We start from the raw sequence: 14,642 nt of genomic DNA, 5'->3' as shown, positions 1-14,642 counted from the left end.
CCTCCAGTACCCGGGCCGCCGAAGGCATGTGGGTGCCGCAGCAACTGCCGGAGATCGCCGGCCCGCTGCGCCAGGCCGGCCTCAAGCTGGCGCCCGAGCAGCTCGCGGACCTGACCGGCGATCCGATCGGCGCGGTGGTCGCGCTCGGCGGCTGTACCGCCAGCTTCGTCTCGCCCCAGGGCCTGGTGGTGACCAACCACCATTGCGCCTATGGCGCGATCCAGCTCAATTCCACGCCGCAGAAGAACCTGATCAAGGACGGCTTCAACGCGCCGACCCCGGCCGACGAGCTCAGCGCCGGGCCCAATGCGCGCGTGTACGTGCTCGAGTCGATGAGCGATGTCACCGCCGCGGCCAAGGCCGCCATCGCCGCCGCCGGGGACGACCCGCTGGCGCGCACGCAGGCCCTGGAGGATTTCCGCAAGCAGCAGGTCGCCGGTTGCGAGGCCGAGCCGGGCTACCGCTGCACGCTGTACAGCTTCTCCGGCGGCAATGCCTACCGCCTGGCACGCAACCTGGAGATCCGCGACGTGCGCCTGGTCTACGCACCGCCGGACAGCGTCGGCAAGTTCGGCGGCGATGTCGACAACTGGATGTGGCCGCGCCACACCGGCGATTTCTCCTTCTACCGCGCCTATGTCGGCAAGGACGGCAAGCCGGCCGCGTATTCCCGGGACAACGTGCCGTATCGGCCGAAGCACTGGCTGAAGTTCGCTGACCAGCCGCTGGGCGCGGGCGACTTCGTCATGGTCGCCGGCTACCCGGGCCGCACCAACCGCTACGCGCTGGTGGCCGAGTTCGAGAACACCGCCGGCTGGGTCTATCCCACCGTGGCGCAGACCTTCGAGCAGGTGATCGCGCTGGTGGAGAAGGCCGGGCGCCAGGATCCGGACATCCAGGTCAAGTACGCCAGCGCGCTGGCCGGCTGGAACAACGCCAGCAAGAACTACCGCGGCCAGCTCGAGGGCTTCCGGCGCATCGATGCGCTCGGCCGCAAGCAGGCCGAGGAAGGCGCCGTGCTGGCCTGGCTGCGGCAGCAGGGCGCCGCCGGCCAGCCGGCGCTGGACGCGCACGACGCCCTGGTGGAACTGGTGGAGCAGGGCAAGGCCACCCAGCAGCGCGACTTCGTGCTCGGCCAGTTCGACCATACCGGCGCGATCGGTGCGGCGATCACCCTGTACCGGTTGTCGATCGAGCGCGCCAAGCCCGATGCGCAGCGCGAGGCCGGCTACCAGGACCGCGACCTGCCGGCGATCGAGGGCGCGATGAAGCAGATGGAGCGCCGCTACGTGCCGGCGATGGACGCGCAGCTGCAGCGGTTCTGGCTGGACCGGTACGCCGCCCTGCCGGCCGCGCAGCGGGTGCCGGCCGTGGATGCCTGGCTCGGCGGCAGCGATGCGGCGGCGGTGCAGGCCGCAGTCGCGCGCCTGGACGGTACCCGGCTCGGCGATACCGGCGAACGCATGAAATGGCTCGCCGCCGACCGCGCCGCGTTCGAGGCCAGCGACGATCCGGCGATCCGCTACGCCGTGGCGGTGATGCCGGCGCTGCTGGCGCTCGAGAAGCAGGACAAGACCGAGGCCGGCGAGCAGCTCAGGTACCGCCCGGTCTACCTGCAGGCGCTGGCCGACTACAAGAAGAGCCAGGGCGAGGCCGTCTACCCGGATGCCAACCTGTCGCTGCGCATCACCTTCGGCAACGTCAAGGGCTATGCGCCCCGGGACGGCGTGGAATACACCCCGTTCACCACCCTGGAGGGCGTGGCCGCCAAGGAGACCGGCACCGATCCGTTCGCCTCGCCCAAGGCCCTGCTCGACGCGGTCAAGGCCAAGCGCTACGCCGGGCTGGCCGATCCGCGCCTGGGCTCGGTGCCGGTGGATTTCCTGTCCGACCTGGACATCACCGGCGGCAATTCCGGCTCGCCGGTGATGGACGCGCACGGCAAGCTGGTCGGCCTGGCCTTCGACGGCAACTGGGAGTCGGTCAGCAGCAACTGGGTGTTCGACCCGGCGATGACGCGCATGATCGCCGTGGACGGCCGCTACCTGCAGTGGATCATGAAGGAGGTGGCGCCGGCGCCGCATCTGCTGCGGGAGCTGGACCTGGCGCGCTGATCCGGACCGGCGCCGCCCCGGGGGGGTGTGGGGCGGGGCCGGACAGAGTCCGGCCGGCCGAGCGGCTATCATTCGCAGCCGCCGTGGCCGCTATCGGCCCGCTTCGAGGAACCGCATGCGCATCCTGCTTGCCCGCCACGGCGAGACGCCGTGGAACGCCGAAGGCCGCTACCAGGGCCAGATCGACATCCCGCTTTCGCCGGTGGGCGAGGCCCAGGCCCGCGCCCTGGGCGAGCGCCTGCGGGACGTGCGCATCGACCGCGCGGTGGCCTCGCCGCTGGCGCGGGCCCAGGCCACCGCGCGCTTCGCGCTCGGGCCGGCGCGCGCGGCCATGCTGCAGACCGAGCCGGACGTGCAGGAGATCGCCCACGGCGAATGGGAGGGACTGCTGGCCAGCGAGATCGCCGCCAAGGACCCGGTGCGCCTGACCGCCTGGCGCGAGGCGCCGGACACGGTGCTGATGCCCGGCGGCGAATCGCTGCGGCAGGTGCTGGAGCGTTCCTGGCGCGGCCTGGCCCGTGCCGGCGAGGGCCTGGGGGCCGACGACACCCTGCTGCTGGTCGCCCACGATGCGGTCAACCGGGTGATCCTGTGCCGGGTGATGGGCATCCCGCTGGCGCGGCTGTGGAGCTTCCGCCAGGCCCCGACCACGCTGAACCTGCTCGAGGGCCCGGACGTGGAGCACCTGGACGTGGTGCGCCTGAACGACTGCGCCCACCACACCCCGTTCTTCGGCGAGGCCCTGCACCGCGCGCTGTAGCGCGGGCAGGGTACCTCCGGCCGTCCGGCGACCGGACACATGCCCTTCCATCGCACCGACGCAGCCACGCCCGATGCCCGGGCGCGGGCGTTCGTGCGCCGCGTCTATCCGATGCGGATGCTCGGCGTGGCGCTGCTGGCGCTGCCGTACGCCTCGGTGCTGCAGGAGCGCGGCGCCGGCGCGCTCGCCTGGACGGCGCTGGCGCTGAACCTGCTGGTCTGGCCGCACCTGGCATTCCTGTGGGCGTATCGTTCGCGCGACCCGGCGCGGGCCGAGCGGCGCAACCTGGTGCTGGATGCCGTGTTCGGCGGCGCCTGGGTGGCGATGTCGCAGGTGAGCCTGGTGCCGGCCGCGGCGCTGGTCAGCATCCTGGCCGCCGACCGCCTGGCCGCCGGCGGCTGGCGCCTGCTGTGGCGTGCCGGCGCGGGCTTCGCGGTCGCGTTCCTGGCGTGCTGGCTGCTGGCGGGGCGCCCGTTCGATCCCTTGCCCTCGCAGCGCACGCTGCTGCTGTCGCTGCCGCCGATCTTCGTGTACATGCTGGCGCTGAGCAGCGTCACCTACCGCCAGGCGCGCCATATCGTCCAGCAGAACCGCGAGCTGGACCGCGTCAACCGCACCGACCCCGGCCTGGACATCCCCAACCGCCGCTTCTTCGCCCAGCGCGCGCTGCACCTGCTCGACCAGGTCCACCGGCACGGCGGCGCCGCGTCGCTGCTGCTGGTGGACGTGGACCGTTTCAAGGCCATCAACGACGGCCACGGCCACGGCGTGGGCGACGAGGTGCTGCGCCAGATCGCGCGCGTGCTGCGCGAGCAGGCCCGCGACAGCGACGGGTTCCCGGCGCGCATCGGCGGCGACGAGTTCGCCTTGCTGCTGCCCTGCGACGGCGCCGCCGCCGCCGCGGTGACGGCGGCGCTGTGCACGCTGGTGGCGCAGTTGCAGATCCCCGGCGCGCCCGGGCTGGTGCCGAGCATCAGCGTCGGCCTGGCCGAACTGGCGCCGGAGCATCGCGGCCTGGACGACTGGATGGGCGCCGCCGACCGGGCGATGTACGTGGTCAAGGCCGCGACCCACCGCCAGGACTGAGGCGGCCGCCGTGCCGGCGGCGGCGGTTGACGCGATAATGTGCGGTTTCCCGGGTGGCTGCAGTCGTGAGCGAATCCTCGTCCCTGTCCGAATGGCTGGCCCGCATCGAGCGCCGGCACCCGCCGAGCGCCATCGCGCTGGGGCTGGATCGGGTGCGCGAGGTGGCCGCGCGCATGCGCCTGGGCGCGCCGGCGCGGCGCACCATCGTGGTGGCCGGGACCAACGGCAAGGGCTCCACGGTGGCCTTCGTCGAGGCGATCGCGCGCGCCGCCGGATGGAAGGTGGGCGCCTATACCTCCCCGCACCTGCTGCGCTACAACGAGCGCGTGCGCATCGACGGCGCCGAGGCGGACGACGACGCCCTGGCCGCCGCCTTCGCCGCGGTGGAGGCCGCGCGCGGGGACGCCGAGCTGACCTATTTCGAGCACGGCACGCTGGCCGCGCTGTGGCTGTTCGCGCAGGCCGGGCTGGACCTGGCGGTGCTGGAGATCGGCCTGGGCGGGCGCCTGGACGCGGTCAACATCGTCGATGCCGACGTGGCGGTGATCACCACCGTGGACATCGACCACACCGAATGGCTGGGGCCGGACCGCGAGAGCATCGGCGCCGAGAAGGCCGGGGTGATCCGCGCCTGGAAGCCGGTGGTGCTGGGCGAGATCGATCCGCCCTCCAGCGTGCTGCGCCGCGCCTATGCGCTCGGCGCCAACGCGATCCGCGCCGGCAGCGACTATTTCCACGAGCCGATCGATGCCGCGCACTGGCGCTGGCGCGACGTCTCCTTCCGCCTGGACCTGCCGATGCCCGCGCTGCGCGCGCCGGTGCAGCTGGCCAACGCCGCCGCCGCGATCGCCGCGCTGCGCGCGCTGGGGCGGCCGGTCCCGCACGCGGCCTGGGCGGCGGGCGTGGTCCGGGCGCGCCTGCCGGGCCGGCTGCAGCGCTTCGAGCGCGACGGCGTGGAGATCCTGCTCGACGTCGGCCACAACCCGCAGGCCGCGCGCGAGCTGGCCACCGCCCTGCGCGCGGCGCCGGCCGCCGGGCGCACGCTGGCGGTGTACGCGGCGCTGGCGGACAAGGATGCCGGCGGCGTGGTCGCCGCGCTGCAGGCGCAGGTGGATCGCTGGCACCTGGCCGGCCTGGGCGGCGCCCGCGGCCAGTCCGCCGCGGCCCTGCGCGAGCGCCTGGCCGCCACCGGCGCGGCCGCCGGCGCGCTGCATGCCGGCGTGGGCGAAGCGCTGGCCGCCGCGCTGGCCGAGGCCGCGCCGGGGCAGCGGGTGCTGGTGTTCGGCTCCTTCCACACCGTCGCCGAGGCCCTGCCGCTGCTGCGTTCAGCCGGCTGAGCGGCGCGCGGCGGGTGCCGCCCTATAATCGGCGTCCCTGCCCGCCGCCGACTGCCTTCGTGGATACCAAGCTGAAACAGCGATTGATCGGCGCCATCGTGCTGGTGGCGCTGGCCGTGATTTTCCTGCCCATGCTGGTGAAGGGCCCGGCCCCCGACAGCGGCGTGTCCGACGTGCCGATCAAGGCGCCGCCGGCGCCGGACGCGGGCCAGTTCGAGACCCGCGAGCTGCCCCTGGTGACCCCGGGCCAGGCGCCCGCCGGCGGTGCCGTGGGCATGGGGGCGTCGTCGCCCGCCGCCGTCCAGAGCGCACCGGCGGGCACGCCCGGTGCCGCGCCGGCGGCCACGCCGCCCCCGGCTTCGGCCACGACCGCCGGGGGCGACTACGCGGTCAGCTTCGGCGCCTATGCCAGCCAGGCCGATGCCGACATCGTCATCGCGCGCCTGCGCGAGGCCAAGCTGCCCGGCTTCGCCCAGCCGGACACCCTCGGCGAGCGCAAGGTGTGGCGCGTGCGCATCGGTCCCTACGCCGATCGCGCGCAGGCCGAATCGGTGCGGCTGCAGGCGGTCAAGGTGCGCGACGACGTGAATGCGCAGGTGGTCACGCTCGATGCCGGCCAACCTGCCGCGCCGGCGGCCACACCGGTGGCCGCGACGCCCGCGACACCCGCGCCGCCGGCGAGGAGCGAGCCGCCGAAAGCGGAAGCGCCCAAGCCGGCCGCCAAGCCCGAGCCTAAGGCCGAAGCCAAGCCGGAGACCCGGGTGGCCGAGACCCCGGCCAAGCCCGCGGCGGCTGAAAAGCCGGTCGCCAAGCCGGCCACCGCGGCGCCGGCCGCGCCCAAGGCGCCGGCGGCGGCCGGGGTCGGTTTCGCCGTGCAGCTTGGCGCCTTCGGCAATGCCGCCGAGGCCGATGCCCTGCGCGACAAGGTGCGCGCGGCCGGGTTCAGCGCCTTCGTCGAGCAGGTGCCGACCGACAAGGGCCCGCTCAACCGCGTCCGCGTCGGGCCGGTGGCCACCCGCGCCGACGCCGAGCAGCTCAAGGCCCAGGTTGCCGCCCGCGTCGGCGTGGCCGGCATGGTGCGCCCGCATCCGTGACGTCCGCCCGTCGCCGGCCCGGTGCCGGGCGGACGCCCGGGCCGGCCGGCGTCCCCGGCATGGCTGAGGGCCGGCGGTGATGCTCGATCTCGCCGTGCTGGCCGTGGTCGGCGTATCGGCCCTGCTGGGGCTGCTGCGCGGCTTCGTCGGGATGGTGGTGGCCACCGTGTCCTGGATCCTGGCCGGCTGGGCCAGCTTCCGCTTCGGCGCCCAGGCCGGCGACTGGCTGGCCGGCAGCGGCCAGGCGGACGCCCTGCACCATGCCGGCGGCTATGTCGCGGTCTTCCTCCTCGTCCTGGTGCTGGTCGCGGTCGCCGGCTGGCTGATCCGCGCGGCCGTGGACGCCACCCGCCTGACCGGCGCCGACCGTGCGCTCGGCTTCGCCCTGGGGGCGCTGCGCGGCGCGCTGCTGGCCTGCGTGCTGGTGCTGGTGGCCGGCTTCACCCCGCTGGTGCGGTCGCCGGCCTGGAACGAATCGCTGCTGCTGCCCTGGCTGGCGCCGCTGGCCGGCTGGATGCGCGCGCAGCTGCCCGGCGCGCCGCAGCTGGCGGACGCGGCGCTGAACGCGGGAGCCCCCGGGTTGGGCAACGGCCCCGGCTCGGGCGATAATGCAGTCCTTCGACAACCCATCGTGGGCGATGCCGTGCACAGCGTGGTCGGGCGCGTGCTGGGGCATGCCGAGGCCGGCCACGGGGCCGGCGGCGAACAGGATTCCAAGGCGGCCTGGCCCGCCAGCATCGAACCGGAACCGGAACCGGCCGCGGCGCAGCCCGCGCGGCAGGACGGTTCCCCGGGCCGCCAGCGGCCCTGACTTTCCCCTGCGGCCCGCGGGCCGCGACAGCGGAGAACATCCATCATGTGCGGCATCGTCGGTATCGTCGGCAACCAGAACGTGGCCGGGCAGCTCTATGACGGCCTCACCGTGCTGCAGCACCGGGGCCAGGATGCGGCCGGCATCGCCACCGCCAACGGCACGCGCCTGCGCGTGCAGAAGGGCAACGGCCTGGTGCGCGACGTGTTCGACGCGCAGAAGATGGCCACCCTGGAGGGTCGCATCGGCATCGCCCACGTGCGCTATCCCACCGCCGGTTCGGAAGGCCTGGACGAGGCCCAGCCGTTCTACGTCAACTCGCCCTACGGCATCGCCCTGGCCCACAACGGCAACCTGATCAACACCGAGGCGCTGCGCCAGCAGGTGTGGGAGGCCGACCGCCGCAACATCAACACCGATTCGGACAGCGAGGTGCTGCTGAACGTGTTCGCCTACGAGCTGGACGCGCAGCGCATGCTCACCCCCGAGGCGGCGATCCGCGCGGTGGCCGGCGTGCACCGGCGCTGCAAGGGCGGCTACGCGGTGGTCAGCCTGGTGCTGGGCCTGGGCCTGGTCGCGTTCCGCGACCCGCACGGCATCCGCCCGCTGGTGCTGGGCAAGCGCGAGAGCGCGGAAGGGCCGGAGTACATGGTCGCCTCCGAGTCCACGGCGCTGGACATCCTCGGCTTCCAGCGCGTGCGCGACGTGCGCCCGGGCGAGGCGATCGTCATCACCGCGCGCGGCGAGCTGTTCGCCGAGGTCTGCGCCACCGACGTGGACCACACCCCGTGCATCTTCGAGTACGTCTACTTCGCCCGCCCGGATTCGATGATCGACAACGTCTCGGTGCACAAGGCGCGCATGCGCATGGGCATCAAGCTCGGCGAGAAGATCCTGCGCCTGCGCCCGGACCACGACATCGACACCATCATCCCGATCCCGGACACCTCGCGCGACGCCGCGCTGGAGATCTCCAACGTGCTCGGGGTGAAGTACCGCGAGGGCTTCGTCAAGAACCGCTACGTCGGCCGCACCTTCATCATGCCGGGGCAGGGCGAACGGTTGAAATCGGTGCGCCGCAAGCTCAACCCGATCCACCTGGAGTTCCGCAACCGCGTGGTGCTGCTGGTGGACGACTCGATCGTGCGCGGCACCACCAGCCGCCAGATCATCCAGATGGCCCGCGAGGCCGGCGCGCGCAAGGTCTACCTGGCCAGCGCCGCGCCGCCGGTGCGCTACCCGAACATCTACGGCATCGACATGCCGGCCGCGGAGGAGCTGGTCGCGCACGGCCGCAGCGAGGACGAGGTGCAGGCGTTCCTCGGCTGCGACTGGCTGGTCTACCAGGACCTGGACGACCTGGAGGCGGCGGTGCGCGAGGGCAACCCGGAACTGACCCGGTTCGATTCCTCGTGCTTCAATGGCGTCTACCCGACCGGCATCGAGGCGGGCTACTTCGAACGCATCCGCCAGTTGCGCTCGGACGAGGCCAAGCGCTTGCGCCGCGCCTGAGGCGTCGCGACGATGGTTGACCAGGACGTGGCCGCGGCCGCGCCGCGCGACCTGCTGCAGGCCGCGCGGCTGTGCCTGGACGCGGCCGACCCGGGCGAGAAGGTCGCGCTGACCCAGCGCTTCGCCGCCGAGTTCGCCCAGGGCTGGCTGCCGCTGCCGGAGACCTGGGGCGAACCCGAGCCGATCGGCATGCCCGGCCGTCCCGGGCGGCCGCGCCTGGTGCACCCGCGCGAGCTGCCGCGGCGCGGGCTGGGCAGCGACGAGGGCCGCGCCGCGTTCCTGCACGCCATCGCCCACATCGAGCTCAACGCCATCGACCTGGGCTGGGATGCGGTGTACCGCTACCGCGGCCTGCCGCCGCAGTTCTATGCCGACTGGGTATCGGTGGCCAACGACGAATCGCGCCATTTCACCCTGCTGCGCGGGCGCCTGCGCGCGTTCGGCCACGACTACGGCGACTTCGACGCCCACAACGGCCTGTGGGAGATGTGCATCAAGACCGCCCACGACGGCCTGGCGCGCATGGCGCTGGTGCCGCGCGTGCTCGAGGCGCGCGGCCTGGACGTGACCCCGGGCATGATCGTCAAGCTGCGCGCGCTGGGCGACGATGCCACCGCCGACATCCTGGAGATCATCCTGCGCGAGGAGGTGGCGCACGTGGCCGCCGGCTCGCGCTGGTACCACTGGTACTGCGCGCAGCGCGGGGTGGACCCGCGGCCGCGTTTCCGCGAGCTGCTGCGGGAGTACGCCGGCGGCTACCTGCATGGCCCGTTCAACCTGGAGGCGCGGCTGCTGGCCGGCTTCGACGCCGACGAGATCGAGGCGCTGCGCCACGAGAGCGAGCGCCAGGCCGCCGCGGGCTGAACTGCGCCGCCGGGGAGGCGAAGAACCGGACAGCGGAAATGAGGAAGGCCGGCGGTTCCCCGCCGGCCTTCCTCGTCATCGTGGCGCGGACGGTGCGCTCAGCGCGAGATGTCCACGTTCCGGGTCTCGCGCAGGAAGAACAGGCCCACCACCAGGTTGATCGCGGCGATGGCGATCGGGTACCACAGGCCCTTGTAGATGTCGCCGGTGGCGGCCACCAGGCCGAAGGAGATCGCCGGCAGGAAGCCGCCGAACCAGCCGTTGCCGATGTGGTAGGGCAGCGACATCGAGGTGTAGCGGATGTTGGTGGGGAACAGCTCCACCAGCAGCGCCGCCAGCGGCGCGTACACCATGGTCACGTACAGCGCCAGCACGAACAGCACCACGATCATCATCGGCTTGTTGATGCGGTCCGGATCGGCCTTGGTCGGGTAGCCGGCCTCGCCGAGCGCGCCCTTGAGCACGCCGGTGAAGGCATCGCCCTTGGCCTTGCCCTCGTCCTTGGACAGGCCGCTGCCCTCGTAGGAGTTCAGCGTGGCATTGCCCACCTGCACCTGCGCCAGCGAGCCCGGCGCGGCCGGCTTGATGTCGTAGGGCACGCCGGCCTTGGTCAGCGCCGCGGTGGCGATGTCGCAGGAGCTGGTGAACTTGCGCACGCCCACCGGATCGAACTGGAAGCTGCAGGTGGCCGGGTCGGCCACGACCAGGGCCGGCGAGCGGGTGCGGGCTTCCTCGATGGCCGGGTTGCCGTAGTGGGTCAGCGCCTTGAACAGCGGGAAGAAGGTGAACACCGCCAGGGCGAAGCCGCCCAGCAGTACCGGCTTGCGGCCGATGCGGTCCGACAGCCAGCCCATGAGGATGAAGAACGGGCAGGCCAGCGCCAGCGCCGCGGCGAGCAGCAGGTTGGCGGTGGTGCCGTCGATCTTCAGCGACTGGGTGAGGAAGAACAGGGCGTAGAACTGGCCCGTGTACCAGACCACCGCCTCGCCCGAGGACGCGCCGAACAGGGCCACCAGCATGATCTTGGCGTTGCTGCCCTTGAAGCTCTCGCGGATCGGCGACTTGGAGGTGCGGCCCTCGGCCTTCATCTGCTTGAACAGCGGCGACTCCTGCAGCTGCAGGCGGATCCACACCGACACGCCGAGCAGGATGATCGACACCAGGAACGGGATGCGCCAGCCCCAGGCATCGAACGCCTCGTTGCCGATGCTCAGGCGGCACGACAGGATCACCAGCAGCGACAGGAACAGGCCCACCGTGGCGGTGGTCTGGATGTAGCTGGTGTAGTAGCCGCGCTTGCCCGGCGGGGCGTGCTCGGCCACGTAGGTGGCCGCGCCGCCGTACTCGCCGCCCAGCGCCAGGCCCTGCAGCATGCGCAGCACGATCAGGATCACCGGAGCGGTGATGCCGATGCTGGCATAGCTGGGCAGCACGCCGACCAGGAAGGTGGAGCTGCCCATGATCAGGATGGTGATCAGGAAGGTGTACTTGCGGCCGATGCGATCGCCCAGGCTGCCGAACAGCGCCGCGCCGAACGGGCGCACGAAGAAGCCGGCGGCGAAGGCCAGCAGGGTGAAGATGAAGCCGGTGGTCTCGTTGACCCCGCTGAAGAACTGGTGGGCGATGTTGGCCGCCAGCGATCCGTACAGGAAGAAGTCGTACCACTCGAAGACCGTGCCCAGGCTGGACGCGATGATCACGCGCTTGTGCCCGGTGGTCAGCGGGCCGGCGGCGGGCGCTGCGGTGTAGGTGGAAGCCATTTCATCCCTCCAATGAGTACAGCTTCGGAATGGAACCCGGCGGGATGCCGGGGGTTCGTACAAAACGATACGTTTTCTATCGATATGGAAATTCAGCGTCCATTCGACAAAAGGCGACAAGACCTTCGTAGGGGCTAGCCATTCGTCTAATGCCAGCCAAACGAGGTCGGTTTGCTGCGGCGCACCTACGCCCATGGTCGAATTCCATGTATCTCGCAAAACGATACATTTCGTATCGAAATAAACGAGATCCCTGGAGGTTCGCGATGTCCGTGCAGGTCGTTTTGCCCCGCGTGATGCATGTCGGGGCCGACGCCAGCCACAAGGCCGGCGAGGTGTTGGCCCAACTGGGGTGTTCGCGCCCGCTGCTGGTGACCGACGCGATGATGGTCAAGCTCGGCTACGCGGCGGCCGTGCAGCAGGCGCTGGCGCAGGCCGGCATCGCCTGCGAGGTGTTCGACGGGACCGTGCCCGAGCCCACCGACACCTCGATCGAGGCCGGCGTGGAGAAGGTGCGCCACGGCAACTACGACTCGATCGTGGCCCTGGGCGGCGGCAGCCCGATCGACAGCGCCAAGGCGATCGCCATCCTCGGCAAGCATGGCGGCACGGTGCGCGACTACCGCTTCCCGCGCCAGGTGAACGAGCCGGGCCTGCCGATCGTGGCCATCCCCACCACCGCCGGCACCGGCTCGGAGTGCACCCGCTTCACCATCATCACCGACGAGGCCAACGACGAGAAGCTGCTGTGCGTGGGCCTGGGCTTCATGCCGGTGGCGGCGCTGGTGGACTACAACCTCACCGTCAGCGTGCCGCCGCGCACCACCGCCGACACCGGCATCGACGCGCTCACCCACGCGATGGAGGCCTACGTCAGCCGCAAGGCCAGCCCGTACAGCGACAGCCAGGCCATCGCCGCGATGCGCCTGATCGGGCCGAACCTGCGCCGCGCCTACCACGACGGCAACGACAAGCCGGCGCGCGAGGCGATGATGCTCGGCGCCACCCTGGCCGGCATCGCCTTCTCCAACGCCTCGGTGGCGCTGGTGCACGGCATGAGCCGGCCGATCGGCGCGTTCTTCCACGTGCCGCACGGCCTGTCCAACGCGATGCTGCTGCCGGCGGTCACCGCGTGGTCGCTGCCGGCCGCGTACGAACGCTACGCCGATTGCGCGCGCTTCATCGGCGTGGCCGATGCCCACGACGGCGACGACGTGGCCAACGAAAAACTGATCGATTTCCTGTACGCGATCAATGCCGAGCTGCAGGTGCCGACGCTGGCCGAATTCGGCGCCGGCCGCGAGCGCTTCTTCTCGCTGCTGCCGACCATGGCCGAGCAGGCGCTCGCTTCCGGCTCGCCCGGCAACAACCCGCGCGTGCCCGACGCGGACGAGATCATCGACATCTACCGCTCGCTGTGGGCGGAACCGCAACTGGAGGCCAAGCGCGCATGAATGCCGTACTCGATACCCCCGCCACCGGGACCGACGCCCTGCCCGTGACCGGGCACCTGATCGGCGGCAAGACCGTCACCGACGCCAAGCGCCTGCAGGACGTGTGGAACCCGTCCACCGGCCAGGTCGGCAGCCGCGTCGCCATCGCCGGCAAGGCCACCGTGGAGGCGGCCATTGCCGCCGCACAGGCGGCGTTCCCGGCCTGGCGCGCCACCCCGCCGGCCAAGCGCGCGCGGGTCATGTTCCGCTTCCGCGACCTGCTGGAGCAGCACGCGGACAGGATCTGCGAGCTGATCGGCCGCGAGCACGGCAAGATCGCCCACGACGCTGCCGGCGAGCTGCAGCGCGGGATCGAGAACGTGGAGTTCGCCTGCGCGGCGCCGCAGCTGCTCAAGAGCGAATACACCCGCAACGTCGGCCCCGGCATCGATTCGTGGAGCGAGTTCCAGCCGCTGGGCGTGGTCGCCGGCATCACCCCGTTCAACTTCCCGGCGATGGTGCCGCTGTGGATGTTCCCGCTGGCCATCGCCTGCGGCAACACCTTCGTGCTCAAGCCGTCCGAGCGCGATCCGGGCGCCTCGCTGTTCGTGGCCGAGCTGCTGCAGCAGGCCGGCCTGCCGCCGGGCGTGCTGAACGTGGTCAACGGCGACAAGGAGGCGGTGGACACGCTGCTGACCGATCCGCGGGTGCAGGCGGTGAGCTTCGTCGGTTCCACCCCGATCGCCGAGTACGTCTATGCCACCGCCACCGCGCACGGCAAGCGCTGCCAGGCCCTGGGAGGGGCCAAGAACCACGCCATCGTCATGCCCGACGCCGACCTGGACAACGCGGTCAGTTCGCTGATCGGCGCCGCCTTCGGCTCCTCCGGCGAGCGCTGCATGGCGCTGTCGGTGGCGGTGGCGGTGGGCGAGGAAACCGGCGACCGGCTGGTGGCGGGACTGACCCGGGCCATGGCGGGCCTCAAGGTCGGTGCCTTCGACGACAGCGGCAACGACTTCGGGCCGGTGATCACCCCGCAGCACCGCGACAAGGTGGTGGGCTTCATCGACAGCGCCGAGCGGCAGGGCGCGAAGATCGTCGTCGACGGCCGCCAGCCGCAGGTCGCCGGCCATGCGCACGGTTTCTACGTCGGCGGCACGCTGATCGACGGCGTCACCGCCGCCATGGACAGCTACCGCAACGAGATCTTCGGGCCGGTGCTGCAGGTGATGCGGGTGCAGACGATGCAGGAGGCCATGGACCTGATCGACGCCCACGAGTACGGCAACGGCACCTGCATCTACACCCGCGACGGCGAGGCGGCGCGTTACTTCAGCGACCACATCAAGGTCGGCATGGTCGGCATCAACGTGCCGCTGCCGGTGCCGGTGGCCTACCACAGCTTCGGCGGCTGGAAGCGCTCGCTGTTCGGCGACCTGTCGGCCTACGGCCCGGACGGCGTGCGCTTCTATACCCGGCGCAAGACCATCACCCAGCGCTGGCCCTCGGCGGGCGTGCGCGAGGGCGCGCAGTTCTCGATGCCTACCTTCGGTTGACGCACGGCCTTCCTCCCGCCGACACCGCCCTCATTCGGTGCGGCGGGCGGAAGGCCACTTTTCCCATCGCGAGCTTGCGCGGCGGAACGCACTCCGCGAAGCCCGGGACGGGGTGCCGGGAAACGGACGCACCGATACATCGCCGGGACTCCTGCATCGCTGCCTTGGGCGGCGTTTCTTCGGTGGGCACCGCGGATGCCGGTAGCCGCCCGATGGCCGCCCGGCCGTCGCATGTCCGCTGTCCTCCCGCCCACGTCGCCGCTTCCCCTGGCGACGGCACCAGGAATCCGCGAAAGATCGGCCTTCGCCGCGGCG

11 protein-coding genes are annotated in these 14,642 nt (G+C 71.8%); 10 read left to right on the top strand and 1 reads right to left on the bottom strand.

Annotation, left to right across the window (positions count from 1 at the left end; translation table 11 throughout):
- The first annotated feature begins 26 nt into the window (after positions 1-26).
- The 8 genes from BN3794_RS12025 to BN3794_RS11990 all read left to right on the top strand — a co-directional run bounded on the left by BN3794_RS12025 (position 27) and on the right by BN3794_RS11990 (position 9,578).
- On the top strand, positions 27-2,114 hold the full coding sequence (locus BN3794_RS12025; protein ID WP_187128077.1) for a S46 family peptidase: 2,088 nt from the start codon (positions 27-29) through the stop codon (positions 2,112-2,114).
- A 115-nt stretch (positions 2,115-2,229) separates the two neighbouring features.
- A complete protein-coding gene (locus tag BN3794_RS12020; RefSeq protein ID WP_066097572.1) occupies positions 2,230-2,874 on the top strand; it encodes a histidine phosphatase family protein in 645 nt (214 codons plus the stop codon).
- 39 nt (positions 2,875-2,913) lie between these two features.
- Positions 2,914-3,960, top strand: a complete 1,047-nt coding sequence (locus tag BN3794_RS12015; RefSeq protein ID WP_078059738.1) for a diguanylate cyclase domain-containing protein — start codon at positions 2,914-2,916, stop codon at positions 3,958-3,960.
- A 65-nt stretch (positions 3,961-4,025) separates the two neighbouring features.
- A complete protein-coding gene (gene folC / locus BN3794_RS12010; protein ID WP_066097568.1) occupies positions 4,026-5,297 on the top strand; it encodes a bifunctional tetrahydrofolate synthase/dihydrofolate synthase in 1,272 nt (423 codons plus the stop codon).
- 59 nt (positions 5,298-5,356) lie between these two features.
- Positions 5,357-6,391, top strand: coding sequence for an SPOR domain-containing protein (locus BN3794_RS12005; protein ID WP_066097566.1), 1,035 nt, complete (start codon positions 5,357-5,359; stop codon positions 6,389-6,391).
- Between the two features lie 79 nt (positions 6,392-6,470).
- Positions 6,471-7,202, top strand: a complete 732-nt coding sequence (locus BN3794_RS16990) for a CvpA family protein (RefSeq protein WP_066097563.1) — start codon at positions 6,471-6,473, stop codon at positions 7,200-7,202.
- Positions 7,203-7,247: 45 nt separating this feature from the next.
- A complete protein-coding gene (purF, locus tag BN3794_RS11995) occupies positions 7,248-8,714 on the top strand; it encodes an amidophosphoribosyltransferase (RefSeq protein WP_066097561.1) in 1,467 nt (488 codons plus the stop codon).
- 12 nt (positions 8,715-8,726) lie between these two features.
- Positions 8,727-9,578 carry a ferritin-like domain-containing protein gene (locus BN3794_RS11990; RefSeq protein ID WP_066097559.1) on the top strand — a complete coding sequence of 284 codons (852 nt, stop codon included), beginning with the start codon at positions 8,727-8,729 and terminating at the stop codon, positions 9,576-9,578.
- 98 nt (positions 9,579-9,676) lie between these two features.
- Here BN3794_RS11990 and BN3794_RS11985 read toward each other — a convergent pair whose 3' ends face one another.
- Positions 9,677-11,338 carry an MFS transporter gene (locus tag BN3794_RS11985; protein ID WP_066097557.1) on the bottom strand — a complete coding sequence of 554 codons (1,662 nt, stop codon included), beginning with the start codon at positions 11,336-11,338 and terminating at the stop codon, positions 9,677-9,679.
- A gap of 266 nt (positions 11,339-11,604) precedes the next feature.
- Between BN3794_RS11985 and BN3794_RS11980 the strand changes: the two genes are divergently transcribed.
- Complete coding sequence (locus BN3794_RS11980; RefSeq protein ID WP_066097555.1) at positions 11,605-12,792, top strand: iron-containing alcohol dehydrogenase; 1,188 nt, start codon at positions 11,605-11,607, stop codon at positions 12,790-12,792.
- On the top strand, positions 12,789-14,327 hold the full coding sequence (locus BN3794_RS11975) for a CoA-acylating methylmalonate-semialdehyde dehydrogenase (protein WP_066097553.1): 1,539 nt from the start codon (positions 12,789-12,791) through the stop codon (positions 14,325-14,327). Before BN3794_RS11980 ends, BN3794_RS11975 begins: the two co-directional genes overlap by 4 nt.
- Positions 14,328-14,642 lie beyond the last annotated feature (315 nt).

The sequence above is a fragment of the Xanthomonas massiliensis genome (genome assembly GCF_900018785.1).
GTDB classification, from domain to species: domain Bacteria; phylum Pseudomonadota; class Gammaproteobacteria; order Xanthomonadales; family Xanthomonadaceae; genus Xanthomonas_B; species Xanthomonas_B massiliensis.
Note: the sequence above shows the minus strand (reverse complement) of the source record. Positions and strands in the feature narration are given on the sequence as shown.